Origin of the sequence: Pseudothioclava arenosa, from assembly GCF_002358085.1 — a bacterium.
GTDB lineage: Bacteria > Pseudomonadota > Alphaproteobacteria > Rhodobacterales > Rhodobacteraceae > Pseudothioclava > Pseudothioclava arenosa.
In genome coordinates this window covers 100505-114367 of sequence record NZ_NTJD01000008.1, presented here as the reverse complement: position 1 = coordinate 114367, position 13863 = coordinate 100505, and the positions used below count along the sequence as shown (strand labels likewise).

Here is a 13863-nt window from a genome sequence, read left to right as displayed (position 1 = left end):
GTTGATGGATCTGCTGTTCGTGACGCTCGGGCTCGGGCTTCTGGTCGTGGCGGGCGACTGGCTGGTGAAGGGCGCGGTGGCGCTGGCATTGCGGCTGGGCATTCCGGCACTGATCGTCGGGCTGACCGTGGTCGCCTTCGGCACCTCGGCCCCCGAGCTGATGGTGTCGGTCGCTGCTGTTCTCGACAATGCGCCCGCGATCGCGCTGGGGAACGTGGTCGGCTCGAACACCGCGAATATCCTGCTGGTGCTGGGCCTGCCCGCGCTGATCGCGACGATCCGCACCGACGAGCAGGACACCCGCGAAAGCGCCGCGATCATGATCGGCGCGACGATCCTGTTCATCCTTCTGTGCTTCATGGGACCGATCAGCTGGCCGCATGCGCTGGTGCTGCTGGGGGCGCTGGCGCTGATCCTCGGGCGCCAGATCCGTCAGGCGCTCGCGCATCGCAACGCACGCTGCGAAGAGGAAATCGCCTCCGCCGACCCGCATCTGCCGGGCTGGCAGGTGGCCGGTTTCATCGTCGCGGGGCTGATCGGCCTGCCGCTGGGCGCGAACCTTCTGGTCGATGGCGCCAGTTCCATCGCGCGCGCCTTCGGGATTTCCGAGGCGGTGATCGGCCTGACGCTGGTCGCGGTCGGCACCTCGCTGCCGGAGCTGGCGACCTCGGTCAGTGCCGCCGCCAAGGGCCGCGCCGACGTGGCGCTGGGCAATGTGATCGGCTCGAACATCTTCAACCTGCTCTCGATCATCGGCTTCGCGGGGCTGGTCGGGCCGCTGCCGGTCCCCACGCAGATGCTGGCGGTCGACCTCTGGGTGATGCTGGGCGCCTCGGTGCTGCTCCTGCCCTTCGTCTTCTATCGCTGGCCGATCACACGCGGGATCGGCATTGGCTTTACCTTGCTTTATGCTGCCTATGTGATCGGGCTGATGATCGGAGACACACTCACATGAAGGCGGCACTCATCACCGGCGGGGCAAAGCGGCTGGGGCGCGCGATGGCGCTGTATCTGGCCGGGCGCGGCACCGATGTGGCGATCCATTACAACGGCTCCGAAGACGAGGCCGAGGCCACCGCCGCCGAGGCCCGTGCGCTGGGCGTGACTGCCGTCACGCTGCAGGCCGACATCCTCGACGAGGCGCAGGTCGCGCCGCTGGTCGGGCGCGCCGCCGAGGCATTGGGCCAGCCGCTGGACCTGTTGATCAACAACGCCTCGATCTTCGAGTACGACACCATCCGCAGCGCCACCCGCGAGGGCTGGGACCGGCATTTCGAATCCAACCTGCGCGCGCCTTTCGTGCTGAGCCAGGCCTTCGCCGCGCAGGCGCCCAAGGCAGACCGCTCGGGCCGCGAACCCCGCGCCCGCGCGCTGATCGTCAACATGCTCGACCAGCGGATGCTGAAGCCCACGCCGGAATTCATGACCTATACGCTGGCGAAAATGGGGCTCTGGGCGCTGACGCGCACCGGCGCGCAGGCGCTTGCGCCCGACATCCGGGTTAATGCGATCGGACCCGGGCCGACCCTGCAAGGCGCGCGCCAGTCGGAAAGCCACTTCACCCGCCAGCGCGCCGCGACGATCCTGGAACGTGGCGCCGACCCCGAGGATATCTGCGCCGCGCTCGGCTATCTGATCGAGGCCAAGGCGGTCACCGGGCAGATGATCTGCGTCGATGGCGGGCAGCATCTGGGCTGGAAAACACCCGATGTGCTGGGCGTCGAATAACCCCCGAAGCCCCCGCGCAACCGAGCAGTTGCGGCAAGTTGTCCACTTTGCCGATCCACGTCACAAACGTGTTACGAAAAGCGCAGGCTTTTCAGTGACTTGCGCGGATCGCATATTTTTATCCTTTAAAAACAAAGCGTTGAAATGTCGCCCAAAATTTAGGCATCCCGTCGAAACCCCAAGGATTCAACGAAATTCTCGCTCTGCCGAAATCTTTCCAACAGAGTTATCCACAGATTCAGTGGATGCCTTTTCCCTTGAACTCCCCATCGTAAGATTGCAGCCAGACCGAGAATCGCCCAGAGCTCCACGCATCGCATGACCGACCTGCCCGAAACCCCGCAACAAACCGTTTCCGAAGGCGCTCCGCGCCTGGCCGGGCATGCGCTGATTGCGGATTACGTGACCCGGCTGGATGGTTCGCCGGGCGTCTACCGGATGCTGAACGACAAGGGCGAGGTGCTCTACGTCGGCAAGGCGCGTAACCTCAAGGCGCGGGTGTCGAACTACGCGCGCCCCACGGGCCATTCGGCACGGATCGCGCGGATGATCTTTGAAACCCGGCGGATGATGTTCCTGACCACGCGCACCGAGACCGAGGCGCTGCTGCTGGAACAGAACCTGATCAAGCAGCTCAAGCCGCGCTACAACGTGCTGCTGCGCGACGACAAAAGCTTTCCGCTGTTGCACATCACCGGCGACCATCCGTTTCCGATGATCCGCAAGCATCGCGGCAAGCGCGGGGCCTCGGGCGATTACTTCGGCCCCTTCGCCTCGGCCAGCGCGGTGAACCGGACGCTCAACCACCTGCAGCGCGTGTTCCTGTTGCGCGACTGCTCGGATGCGATGTTCGACAGCCGCACGCGGCCCTGCCTACAATATCAGATCAAACGCTGCTCGGGGCCCTGCGTCGGGCGGATCTCGGAGGCCGATTACGCCGCGCTGGTCGCCGATGCCAAACGCTTCCTCGAGGGCAAAAGCACCACGATCCAGCAGGAGCTGGCCGCGCAGATGCAAGAGGCCGCGGCGGCGATGGAATTCGAGCGCGCGGCGGCGTTGCGCGACCGCATCCGCGCGCTGACCAACGTGCAGCAATCGCAGGGCATCAACCCGCGCACCGTCGCCGAGGCCGATATCGTCGCGCTGCATATGGAGGGCGGACAGGCCTGCGTTCAGGTCTTTTTCATCCGCGCCCATCAAAGCTGGGGCAATCACGATTTCTATCCGCGCACTGGCGCGGGCGCCGAAGAGGCCGAGGTTCTCGAAGCCTTCCTTGCGCAGTTCTACGACCAGAAGCCCCCGCCGCGGCTGATCCTCCTGTCGCATCCGGTCGAGAACACCGATCTCCTGGTCGATGCGCTCAGCCAGAAGGCCGGGCGCAAGGTCGAAATTGCCGTGCCGAAGCGCGGCGAAAAGGCCGAGCTGGTGGAAAACGCCCAGCGCAATGCCCGCGAAAGCCTCGGCCGGCGGATGTCGGAATCGGCGGCGCAGGCGAAACTTCTGCGCGGGCTGGCCGAGGCGTTGTCGCTGCCGCAGCCCCCCGCCCGGATCGAGATCTATGACAACTCGCATATTCAGGGCGCGCATGCGGTGGGCGGCATGGTCGTCGCGGGCCCCGAGGGGCTGATGAAAAGCCAGTACCGCAAATGGAACATCAAGAACACCGAGCTGACGCCGGGCGACGATTTCGGCATGATGCGCGAGGTGCTGACGCGCCGCTTCACCCGGCTGATGCGCGACGACCCCGAGCGGGTGGGCGAGGGCTGGCCCGACCTCTTGCTGATCGACGGCGGCGCGGGGCAGGTCTCGGCGGTGGCCGAGGTGATGGCCGAGATAGGCCTGTCCGACATTCCGGTGGTGGGCGTCGCCAAGGGCGTCGATCGCGACCACGGCAAGGAGGAATTCCACCGCCTCGGCCAGCGTCCCTTCGCCCTGCCGCGCCAGGACCCGGTGCTCTATTACATCCAGCGCCTGCGCGACGAAGCCCACCGCTGGGCGATCGGCGCGCATCGGGCGAAACGCGCCAAGGCCACGATGGCCAACCCGCTCGACGAAATCCCCGGCATCGGCGCCACGCGCAAACGCGCGCTCTTGCAGCATTTCGGCTCGGCCAAGGCGGTGAGCCGCGCGGGCCTGCCCGACCTGATGGAAGTGCCCGGAATTTCCGAGGCGATGGCCGAAACCATCTATAATTTCTTCAATGACCGGGATTGACGCCGCCCCCGCGCGCCCTGTAGCGCCTGCGCCATGAGCGATCCGCGCCCCCTTGCCCCGCCCGCGCTGACGCGGCTTGACGATCTGGCCGAGGCCGGGCTGATCGCGCGTGACCGCCTGCCCGCGCTGGCGCCCGTCGCGCGCGAGTTTCGCATCCGGGTAACCAGCGCGATGCAGGCCGCGATCGCCATGCCCGACGACCCGGTGGCCGCGCAGTTCCTACCCTCCGAGGCCGAGGCCGAGACCCGCCCCGAAGAGCTGCTCGACCCGATCGGTGACGACGCGCATGCGCCCGTGCCGGGGCTGACCCATCGCTACCCCGACCGGGTGATCCTGCACCTGACGAAAACCTGCGATGTCTATTGCCGGTTCTGTTTTCGCCGCGAGACCGTGGGCGAGACCGGCGCGCTTCCCGAGCCCGATCTGGTCGCGGCACTCGATTACATCGCCGCCACCCCCGCGATCCGCGAGGCAATCCTGACCGGAGGCGACCCGCTGACGCTCTCGGCGCGGCGGATCGCGATGGTGATCGGGCGGCTTTCGCAGATCGCACATCTCGACCAGATTCGCATCCATACCCGCGTGCCCGTGGTCGCGCCCGCGCGCATCACCTCCGCCCTGATCGCGGCGCTGCGCGCGGCGCGCCCCGCGCTTTGGATCGTGCTGCATACCAACCACGCACAGGAGCTGACGCCCGAGGCGCGCGCGGCAATTTCGGCGCTGGTCGACGCGGGCGTGCCGATGCTCTCGCAATCGGTCCTCTTGCGCGGCATCAACGACACGCCCGAAGCGCTGAGCGATCTGTTTCGCGCGCTCGGCGCGCTGCGGGTCAAGCCCTATTATCTGCACCATTGCGACCTCGCGCGCGGCACCCACCATTTCCGCACCACGATCGACGAGGGCCGCGCGCTGATGGCGGCGCTGCGCGGGCGGATCTCGGGGGTGCTCCTGCCCACATACGTGCTGGATATTCCGGGTGGCTATGGCAAGGTGCCCATCAGCGCCGAGTATTTCACCCCGCTTGGCCCCGGCCAATGGCGCGTGACCGACTGGCAGGGCGGGACGCATCTCTATCAGGACCCCGACCGCCGATGACCCAGATCACCCTCCGCCCGCCCCTCAGCGACGACCGCGATGCCTGGGAAGAGCTTTATGCGGGATACGCGCATTTCTACGGCGTCATCCAGACCCCCGAAATGCGCGCCCGCGTCTGGGACTGGATCATGGACCCCGCCCATGAGGTCGAGGGGCTGCTGGCCCTGCAAGGCGACACGCCGGTGGGGCTTGCGCATTACCGCCCGTTTGCGCGGCCGCTCTCGGCCAGCACCGGCGGGTTTCTTGACGACCTCTTTGTCGCCCCCGAGGCACGCGGCTCTGGCGCAGCAGAGGCGCTGATCCACGAGCTTGAGACCATCGGTCGCAGCCGCGGCTGGAGCGTCATCCGCTGGATCACCGCCGAAGATAACACCCGCGCCCGCGCGCTTTACGACCGGCTCGCGCGCCACACCACCTGGCAGACCTACGATATCGCGCTTTAGCGCAAACCTATCCCCTTTCCCTTCCGTCCGGCCCCCGCTAACTTGCGCGCATGAAATGGACGCTTCCGAATATCCTGACGGTCCTCCGTCTGATCGCCGCGCCGGGCGTGGCGGTGATGTTCCTGTATTTCAACCGCCCGCTCGCCGACTGGTTCGCGCTGGCGCTGTTCATCACCGCGGCGATCACCGACTGGTTCGACGGCTACCTCGCGCGGGCCTGGAAACAGGAAAGCAAGTTCGGCGCCATGCTCGACCCGATCGCCGACAAGGCGATGGTGGTGATCGCGCTCGTTATCATCACCGGCTATTCGGGCATGAACCCCTGGCTGATCCTGCCGGTCACGGTGATCCTGTTCCGCGAGGTCTTCGTCTCGGGGCTGCGCGAGTTTCTCGGCGCCGATGCGGGGCGGCTCAAGGTGACGAAGCTCGCGAAATGGAAGACCACCGCGCAGATGTTTGCCATCGCGGTCCTGTTCCTCGGCACCGGGCTGCATTACCTCGAATCCGGCCTGCCGCCCCGCGCGGGCGAAGGCGACCTGCCCACGGGCGCCTCGCCGGCCGACCTGGCCAATCACGCGGGGCTCGCGCTGATCTGGATCGCGGCTGTGCTGACCGGCATTACCGGCTGGGACTATTTCGCCAAGGCCCTGCCCTTCCTGCGGGAGCATAAAGATGGTTGAGGTTCTCTATTTCGCCTGGGTCCGCGAACGCATCGGGCTGGCCCGCGAACAGGTCGAAACCGAAGCCAAGACCGTGGCCGATCTGGTCGCAGAGCTTTCCGCGCGCGAACCCCGCTACGAGGCCGCCTTCGCCGACACCTCGGCGCTGCGCGTCGCCCTCGATCAGGAATTGTCCGAGTTTTCCGACCCCCTCGCGGGCGTGCGCGAGGTGGCGTTCTTTCCGCCGATGACGGGAGGCTGAGATGAAGATCTCGGTCCAGTCCGCGCCCTTCGACTTCGCCGCCGAGACTGCCAGCTTCGGGCAAGGTCGCGACGACGTCGGCGCGGTCGTGACCTTCACCGGCGTAGTGCGCGACGACTCGGGCGACCTTGAGGCGCTGGAGCTTGAGCATTACCCGGGCATGACCGAGGCCGCGATCGGCAAGATCACCGAACAGGCGATGGCCCGCTGGCAACTCGCCGATGCGCTGGTCATCCACCGCCACGGGCGACTGGCCGTGGGCGAGCCGATCATGATGGTCGCCACCGCCGCCCGCCACCGCGTCGCCGCTTTTGAGGCCGCCGAATTCCTGATGGATTACCTGAAATCCCGCGCGCCCTTCTGGAAGAAGGAACACATGCGCTCGGGCACCGCCTGGGTCGCCGCGAAAGAGGCCGACGAGGACGCGCTGAACCGCTGGTAAGCCGGGGCGCTGCCCCTCTGGCCCGTTCCGGGCCATTCACCCCGGGATACTTTCGGCAAAATGAAAGGCTTTCATCGAGCCTGAAATACTCCGGGGGAGAGGCCGCAGGCCTCGGGGGCGGAGCCCCTAGAGATTGTCCTCGACGCGGAAGCCTTCGGGGATCGCATCGCGCCCGTCCAGCATCAGATCCACCATCACCTGCGCGACTTTTGGCGCCATGCCGAAGCCGATCTTGAAGCCGCCATTGGCGATGAAGTGGCCGGGGCGGCCGGGCCAAACCCCGAGCATCGGCGCGCGGGTTTTCGCGCGCGGGCGCACGCCGGCCCAGCGGTCAATGACCTCGGCGCCTTCCAGTGCGGGGCAGATCCGGCGCGCCTTCTCGATCAGCGCGTCGAGTTGCGCGTCGGTGCTGGAGGGCTCGGTATACTCGCGTTCCGAGGTCGAGCCGATCGCCACCGTGCCATCGGCATGGGGCACGATATGGAGGCTTTCGGCATAGATCTGCGGCACGGCGCCCGCGTCAAAGCGCAAGAGCGCGGACTGCCCCTTGATACCCGTGCCTACCGCCTTTCCGAACGCGACCGAAAGATCCGCCAGCCCCTCGGCGCCGGTTGCGTGGAGGACGGCGCCTTCTTCGGGGCCGTCGCCGATCACGATCTCGCCGCCCAGCGCGGTGAGCGCGGCAGCGAGGGCTGCACCTGCAGCACGGGGCGCCGCACGGGCGGTCAGCGTGTCATAGATCACCAGCCCGGTCGGCGAGGCGGGCGCGAAGGGGCCGAACTCGGCGGCGGGCACGATGCGCCAGTCGGCAAAGCCCTGCCACAGCTCAGCCGCACCGGCTGCACGTTCCTCGGCGCGGGCGATCTGCGCGGCATCCGCCAGCGGCTGGATCCGGCCAAGCCGCGCATAGCCCGCGTCCTTGCCACCCGCCGTGCGCACAGCGCCCCAGAATTCTTCGGCCATACGCAGGCTCTCGAACTGGAACTGTTTCTTGGGGTTCCAGTTCTCGGGCACATGCGGGGCCAGCGCGCCGACCGTGCCGCCTGACGAGCCCGCGCCCAGCCGGGTTCGCTCGATCAGGCGCACGCGCGCACCGCGCCGGGCCGCCTCGAACGCGATCGCAAGACCAAAGGCGCCGCCGCCCCGCACCGTCAGATCCACGCGCCCGCTTGCCATTCGCCCGCCCTTTCGCCAGTGTCGCGCCGATAGCGCCCCCGAACGGACTACCCCCGATGCCCGCCCCTGACCAGAGCCAAGCCGCGCTTGAGTGGCGCGACGGATCGACACCGGTTTCGACCCGGTTCGACGATCCGTATTTCTCGCTGGCGAACGGATTGGAAGAGACGCGCCACGTGTTTCTGCGCGGCAATGACCTGCCCGCGCGGCTCGCGCCCGGGTTCCAGGTGGCCGAGCTGGGCTTTGGCACGGGGCTGAACCTTTTGGCGCTGGCGATGATCGCGCCGGCCGGGATGGCGCTGCGCTTCACCTCCTTCGAGGCCTTTCCGATGTCCGCCCCCGAGATCGAGCGCGCGCTGCGCGCCTTTCCCGAGGCGCATTCGGTGGCGGGGCCGTTTCTTGACGCCTGGGCGGCGGGGCAGCGGCGGTTTGATCTCGGCGCGATTGCGGTCGAGGTGATCGAGGGCGACGCGCGTGAAACCCTTTCCGCCTGGTCAGGCCGGGCGGATGCATGGTTTCTGGATGGATTTTCGCCCGCCAAGAACCCCGAGCTTTGGGGCGAAGACCTGATGGCCGAGGTCGGGCGCCATACTGCGCCGGGCGGCACCTTTGCGACCTATACGGCGGCGGGTTTCGTGCGCCGCGCGCTGGCCGCCGCGGGCTTTACCGTCACGCGCGCGCCGGGCCATGGCCACAAGCGCCACATGAGCATCGGACGCTACGATGGTTGAGCAGAACACCGCACGCGGTATCGGGCTGATGATCGCCACGACCTTCATCTTTGCCATGCAGGACGGGATCTCGCGCCACCTGGCCGAGACCTACAACGTCTATATGGCGCTGATGGTGCGGTTCTGGTTCTTTGCGCTTTTCGTCAGTGTCGTCGCCGCGCGGGCGCCGGGCGGTATTCGCCGCGCGACGCGTTCGGCGCTGCCTTGGGTGCAGGTGATCCGCTCGGCGGTGCTGATCGTCGAAGTGATCGTGATGGTGCAGGGCTTCGTCTATCTGGGCCTCGTCGAGAGCCATGCCGTCTTCGCCTGCTATCCGCTTCTGGTCGCGGCGCTCTCGGGGCCGGTGCTGGGCGAAAAGGTCGGCTGGCGGCGGATCGTGGCGATCGGCATCGGCTTTGTCGGCGTGCTGATCATCCTGCAGCCGGGCTTTGGCGTGTTCTCGCCCTATGCGCTGATCCCGCTGGTCTCGGCCCTGCTTTTCGCGCTCTACTCGCTGCTGACGCGTTATGTCGGGCGGGTCGATCCGGCCTCGGTGTCGTTCTTTTATACCGGCGTGGTGGGCGCGGTGATCGTGACGCTTGCAGGCATCTGGCACTGGATGCCGATGAGCGCGCCCGACTGGGGCTGGATGGCGGTGCTGTGCGTGTCTGCCTCGCTGGGGCATTTCCTGCTGATCAAGGCCTATGAGATTGCCGAGGCTTCAGCGATCCAGCCCTTCGCCTATCTGCAACTGGTCTTTGCCTCGGGGCTGGGCATCGTGGTCTTCGACGAGACGCTGAAGCCCAATGTCGCGCTTGGGGCAGCGGTGGTCGTGGGCGCGGGCGTGTTTACCCTGTGGCGGACGCGGCGTGCGGCCCGCGCCTAGCGGCCCTTGAGCAGATCGCTGAACCCCTGCGCGGGCAGACCGAGACGCTGGCGATAGATCGGCATCGCCTCTGAGACGCGCATCACGTAGTTCCGGGTTTCGTCGAAGGGGATCATCTCGACCCAATCGGCGACCTCGGTGCCAGCCGCGCGCGGATCGCCCCATTCGCCGATCCAGCGGCGCGGGCGGCCCGGCCCGGCGTTGTAGCCCGCCGCAACCAGCACCGGAGAGGCGCCGAATTCCTCGCGCAGACCGGCCAGATAGGCCCCGCCCAGCCGCGCGTTATAGGCCGGCTCGAACAGGCGAGCGGGCTCGTAGCCGATGCCGAGCTTGCCTGCCATCATCTTCGCGGTCTCGGGCATCAACTGCATCAACCCGCGCGCCCCCACCCAGCTTTGCGCAGCGGGGTCGAACTCGCTTTCCTGCCGCGCGATCGCCAACGCCAGATCGGAGGGCACACCCAGATCGGCGCGCGCGAACTCGGGCAAGGGGAACAGCGCGCCCATCACCCGCGTTCCGGCGAAATCGGCGCGCTTGGCCAGCGTCAGTTCCAGATGCGGGTTGTTCCACCCCCGCGCCAGCCCGATCAGCGCCAACGTGCCGGGCGCGTCGAGCCCCTCTTCGAGATGCAGAACGAACCGCTCGGCCAGCGCGATATCGCCCGCCGCCTGCAAGAGCTGCGCGGCCTGAAACACCGTGCTGGCGGTGAAGCCCTGCGTGCGCCAGTCGGGCAGCGCCGGGTCCGCGCCAAAGGCCGGGGCCAGCGCCTGCCCCAGTTTCTCGGCCGAAAGCTGGCCGTAGAAGGTCGCGGGATAGGCCGCAGCCGTTTGCCAGGCAGCCTGCGCGCCCGCCATATCACCGCGATGCGCGCGCGCCCGGCCCAGCCAGTAATCCGCGCGCGAGATCGTCGTCGGGATCGTCGCCGAAGCCGCCATCGCCGCGAAATGGCGCTCGGCCGTGGGGCTGTCGCCCAGTTTCAGCGCCGAGAAGCCCGCCAGAAATTCCAGCTCGACATAATCCGCCCCGCCCGGCTCCAGCCGATGCCGCGCGGCGATCTTGTAGGCCCGGCGCGCGTCACCCTTGCGCAGGTCCCAGCGCGCCATCCGCTTGCGCAGATCGGCCCAAAGCTCCGGATCGCCAAGGCGCCCCGCATCCGAGGACCAGTCGAGGATCAGCTCGGCCGAGCCATCCTCCTGCCCGACCCGCCAGCGCCAGAGCGCGCGGTCGCGCGCCAGCCCGTAAGACCCCATCATCCGCTCCGGCACGGCGGCGATCAGCGCGTCGACCCCGGCCTCGCGGGCCTGCAGCGCGATGCGCGCGCGCGCCACCGCCTGGGTGCCGGGCGTCACCAGTTCCAGGAGGCGCCGCGCCTGTGCCAGATCGGCGCGGTCCAGAAGCACCTGCATCCGCCCGCCGTGATGGGGCGCAACAAGATCGGGGTATTCAGCCAGAAAGGCGGCCTCGTCCTCGGCGCTCAGATCAAGGTCGCGCCAGGCGGCCTCGGCCACGGCGGCGGCCGCCGCGCTGCGCCCTTCGGCCTGCAACGCCCCGATCAGCGCCAGCGCACCCGCGCCGGTCTGCGGCGGCTCGCCGGCGAAAAAGGCGATGACCTCGGGCGGGCGGGCGCCTTCCAGCGCCTCCTCGCCCTTCTTGCGCAACAGCTCCATCCCCGGCCAGTTTGCCCGGCGCGCGGCAAAATCGGCGTAATCGGCAAAGGCCCCCTCGCCCGCGCGCAGGCGCTGCCATTCGATGATGTCGAACCCCAGATGCCCCGCCCCGCGCGCGGCACTGAGTGCGGCAGGCCAGTCTTCGGCCTGAGTGGCCGCGAGCGCACGCGCCAAGGCCTGCTCGGGCGGGTCCTGCGCGGCGGCGGGCTGGGCGGCAATCAGGCCCGCGCAAAGGCAGGCCGCATGTGCAAGGCGTCGGATCATGATCTGCTCGTTGTTTTCTCCTTCCTGCCCCGGCAGGCGCAGCCATGCAATTCACAAGTTGGCAAGCGCGCGCCCGTCGCATAATGTCCGCGCGATTTTAACCGGGCGAATCCGCCCGCACACACTAAGGAGCGTGTCATGTTCAAAGGGTCCATCCCCGCACTCATCACGCCGTTCAAGAACGGCGAGCTGGATCTGGACACGCTCAAGAAGCTGGTCGAGTGGCACATCGAACAAGGCAGCCACGGGCTGGTGCCGGTGGGCACGACGGGCGAGAGCCCGACGCTGAGCCATGACGAGCACAACCTTGTCGTCTCGGAGGTCGTGAAGGCCGTGGCCGGGCGCATCCCGGTGATCGCGGGCGCGGGCTCGAACTACACCGCCGAGGGCATCGGGCTCATTCAGCATGCCGAGGCCGCGGGCGCCGATGCCGCGCTGGTGGTGACCCCTTACTACAACAAGCCGACGCAGCGCGGCATGATCGCGCATTTCACCGCGATGCACGATGCCTGCACCCTGCCGATCGTGATCTACAACATCCCCGGCCGCTCGGTCGTGGACATGACGCCCGAAACCATGGGCGAGCTGGCCAAGCTGCCGCGCATCGTCGGCGTCAAGGACGCGACGGGCGACCTGAGCCGCGTCGCCAAGCAGCGCCTGACCTGCGGCCCCGATTTCGTCCAGATCTCTGGTGAGGACGCAACGGCGGCGGGCTTCAACGCGATGGGCGGCGTGGGCTGTATCTCAGTCACCGCGAACGTGGCGCCGAAGCTCTGCTCGCAGCTGCAAGAGGCGACGCTCGCGGGCGATTACGCGCTGGCGCTGGAGATCCAGGACAAGCTGATGCCGCTGCATATCGCGATCTTCATGGAGCCGGGCGTGGCGGGCGCGAAATACGCGATGTCGAAGCTTGGGCTGTGCAACGCCGAGGTGCGCCTGCCGCTGACCGAGCTGACCGACGCGACCAAAGCCGCAATCGACGCGGCGATGGCGCATGCCGGCCTGATCTGAGCCTTTCGGGGTTTTCAAAATAAAGAAGGCGCAGCTCCGGCTGCGCCTTTTGCTTTGGGGTGGGGGCGCTGCCCCCTCTGGCCTGCGGCCATTCACCCCCGGAGTATTTCAGGCTCAGTGAAAGATCAGCTTTTCTGGCTGACCTCGGCCTCTTGCAGCTCCTCCGCCGAGGTATCGGATTCGACCTCATGCACGGCCCAGTTGCCATTGCCCGCGGGCGGCGGCAGTTGGTCTTGCTTCCAGTCGCGGAAGATATTCGCCTTGGCAATGAAATGGGCCGAGATCGGCGCGGTGAGGAAGATAAAGATGGTGATCATCAGCTCGTGCAGCGTCAGATCGTCCTTGTAGACGCCGAACCAGACCATCGAGGCGATCAACGTCGCGCCCACGCCCAGCGTCGCCGCCTTGGTCGGCGCATGCAGCCGCGTCATCGGATCGGGCAGTTTCACCAGCCCAAAGCTGCCGACGAGGCCGAAGAAGCCGCCGATCACCAGCAGCGCCGAAATCACGATTTCCCAGAACAGTTCCATCAGCCCCTCACTCGATAATATCGCCGCGCAGCAGGAATTTCGCGTAGGCCACGGTCGCCACGAACCCGGTCATCGCGTAGAGGATCGAGGCCTCGAAGAAGATCGCCGTGCCCTCCCAGATGCCGAACAGCACCAGCAGCGCGATCGCGTTCACCGCCATCGTGTCGAGCGCCAGCACCCGGTCGGTGACGCCCGGCGCCTTGACCACGCGGTAGAGGTTGAACAAGAGCGCCAGCGCGTAGCAGCCGATCGCGAAGATGAGCGCATAGGTGATCATTCGAAAATCTCCTTCAGCCGGGCCTCGTAGCGCGCCTTGATGTCGTCGCGCACGCCGTCCGGGTCGGGCGCGTGCAGGCAATGCACCAGAAGGCTGTGGCCATCCGCCGAGACCTCGGCGGTGAGCGTGCCGGGCGTCATCGTGATGGTGCCGGCGAGCACGGTGATCGCCTCGGGTTCATGCAGATCAAGCGGCACCGTGACCCAGGCCGGTTGCAGCTTGGAATTGGGCAGGAACAGCACGATCCGGGCGACCACGATGTTGGACACCAGGATATCGTAGAAGACGATCAGGATGTACTCGATGATCTTCGGCAGGTTGCGGATGATCGGGCGGTCGGGCCAGTAGGGCGCGGTGATCCAAGGGATCACAAGCCCCATCAGGAGGCCGAACACCAGCGAGTTGATCGTGTAGGCATTGGCCAGAAGCAGCCAGACCAGCGTCAGCAGCAGCGTCAGATGCGGGTGGGGCAGTATCTTGCGGATCATGTCTTTCCCTC

16 protein-coding genes are annotated in these 13863 nt (G+C 67.2%); 11 read left to right on the top strand and 5 right to left on the bottom strand.

Features of this window, described 5'->3' with window-relative positions:
* The first annotated feature begins 4 nt into the window (after window positions 1–4).
* The 8 genes from CLN94_RS11260 to CLN94_RS11225 all read left to right on the top strand — a co-directional run bounded on the left by CLN94_RS11260 (window position 5) and on the right by CLN94_RS11225 (window position 6843).
* Window positions 5–955 carry a calcium/sodium antiporter gene (locus CLN94_RS11260; protein WP_425439460.1) on the top strand — a complete coding sequence of 317 codons (951 nt, stop codon included), beginning with the start codon at window positions 5–7 and terminating at the stop codon, window positions 953–955.
* On the top strand, window positions 952–1728 hold the full coding sequence (locus CLN94_RS11255) for an SDR family oxidoreductase (protein WP_096434045.1): 777 nt from the start codon (window positions 952–954) through the stop codon (window positions 1726–1728). Before CLN94_RS11260 ends, CLN94_RS11255 begins: the two co-directional genes overlap by 4 nt.
* Window positions 1729–2046: 318 nt before the next feature.
* The gene (uvrC, locus tag CLN94_RS11250) at window positions 2047–3942 is read left to right on the top strand and encodes an excinuclease ABC subunit UvrC (protein WP_096434044.1); all 1896 of its coding nucleotides are present in this window, start codon (window positions 2047–2049) and stop codon (window positions 3940–3942) included.
* A 33-nt stretch (window positions 3943–3975) separates the two neighbouring features.
* On the top strand, window positions 3976–5037 hold the full coding sequence (locus tag CLN94_RS11245; RefSeq protein ID WP_096434043.1) for a lysine-2,3-aminomutase-like protein: 1062 nt from the start codon (window positions 3976–3978) through the stop codon (window positions 5035–5037).
* The gene (locus CLN94_RS11240) at window positions 5034–5480 is read left to right on the top strand and encodes a GNAT family N-acetyltransferase (RefSeq protein WP_096434042.1); all 447 of its coding nucleotides are present in this window, start codon (window positions 5034–5036) and stop codon (window positions 5478–5480) included. The genes CLN94_RS11245 and CLN94_RS11240 overlap by 4 nt, the downstream gene beginning before the upstream one ends.
* Before the next feature lie 50 nt (window positions 5481–5530).
* Window positions 5531–6160: a CDP-diacylglycerol--glycerol-3-phosphate 3-phosphatidyltransferase gene (gene pgsA / locus CLN94_RS11235; protein ID WP_096434041.1), complete on the top strand. Its 630-nt coding sequence runs from the start codon at window positions 5531–5533 to the stop codon at window positions 6158–6160.
* Window positions 6153–6401, top strand: a complete 249-nt coding sequence (moaD, locus tag CLN94_RS11230) for a molybdopterin converting factor subunit 1 (RefSeq protein WP_096434040.1) — start codon at window positions 6153–6155, stop codon at window positions 6399–6401. The genes pgsA and moaD overlap by 8 nt, the downstream gene beginning before the upstream one ends.
* Window position 6402: 1 nt before the next feature.
* On the top strand, window positions 6403–6843 hold the full coding sequence (locus tag CLN94_RS11225; protein WP_096434039.1) for a molybdenum cofactor biosynthesis protein MoaE: 441 nt from the start codon (window positions 6403–6405) through the stop codon (window positions 6841–6843).
* Window positions 6844–6969: 126 nt separating this feature from the next.
* On the opposite strand, the gene CLN94_RS11220 is transcribed toward CLN94_RS11225, so the two are convergent.
* A complete protein-coding gene (locus tag CLN94_RS11220) occupies window positions 6970–8019 on the bottom strand; it encodes an NAD(P)/FAD-dependent oxidoreductase (protein WP_096434038.1) in 1050 nt (349 codons plus the stop codon).
* A 56-nt stretch (window positions 8020–8075) separates the two neighbouring features.
* Here CLN94_RS11220 and mnmC2 point away from each other — a divergent pair, with 56 nt between their 5' ends.
* Together mnmC2 and CLN94_RS11210 are read left to right on the top strand one after the other, a co-directional pair.
* Window positions 8076–8750 (top strand): tRNA (5-methylaminomethyl-2-thiouridine)(34)-methyltransferase MnmC2, encoded by a 675-nt coding sequence (gene mnmC2, locus CLN94_RS11215; protein ID WP_096434037.1) that lies wholly within the window; start codon window positions 8076–8078, stop codon window positions 8748–8750.
* Entirely contained in the window at window positions 8743–9615 is an 873-nt protein-coding gene (locus tag CLN94_RS11210; RefSeq protein WP_096434036.1) for a DMT family transporter, read from the top strand. The genes mnmC2 and CLN94_RS11210 overlap by 8 nt, the downstream gene beginning before the upstream one ends.
* On the opposite strand, the gene CLN94_RS11205 is transcribed toward CLN94_RS11210, so the two are convergent.
* The gene (locus tag CLN94_RS11205) at window positions 9612–11546 is read right to left on the bottom strand and encodes a lytic transglycosylase domain-containing protein (protein ID WP_096434035.1); all 1935 of its coding nucleotides are present in this window, start codon (window positions 11544–11546) and stop codon (window positions 9612–9614) included. The two genes, CLN94_RS11210 and CLN94_RS11205, sit on opposite strands and share 4 nt — an antisense overlap.
* 138 nt (window positions 11547–11684) lie before the next feature.
* On the opposite strand from CLN94_RS11205, the gene dapA reads away from it, so the two are divergent.
* Window positions 11685–12557, top strand: coding sequence for a 4-hydroxy-tetrahydrodipicolinate synthase (gene dapA / locus CLN94_RS11200; RefSeq protein ID WP_096434034.1), 873 nt, complete (start codon window positions 11685–11687; stop codon window positions 12555–12557).
* Between the two features lie 125 nt (window positions 12558–12682).
* On the opposite strand, the gene CLN94_RS11195 is transcribed toward dapA, so the two are convergent.
* From CLN94_RS11195 to CLN94_RS11185, 3 genes are read right to left on the bottom strand one after another with little or no spacing between them, the layout of a single operon-like run.
* Window positions 12683–13087 (bottom strand): Na+/H+ antiporter subunit G, encoded by a 405-nt coding sequence (locus CLN94_RS11195; RefSeq protein WP_096434033.1) that lies wholly within the window; start codon window positions 13085–13087, stop codon window positions 12683–12685.
* Between the two features lie 7 nt (window positions 13088–13094).
* Window positions 13095–13364, bottom strand: coding sequence for a K+/H+ antiporter subunit F (locus tag CLN94_RS11190; protein ID WP_096434032.1), 270 nt, complete (start codon window positions 13362–13364; stop codon window positions 13095–13097).
* A complete protein-coding gene (locus tag CLN94_RS11185) occupies window positions 13361–13852 on the bottom strand; it encodes a Na+/H+ antiporter subunit E (RefSeq protein ID WP_096434031.1) in 492 nt (163 codons plus the stop codon). Before CLN94_RS11185 ends, CLN94_RS11190 begins: the two co-directional genes overlap by 4 nt.
* Between the last annotated feature and the right edge of the window lie 11 nt (window positions 13853–13863).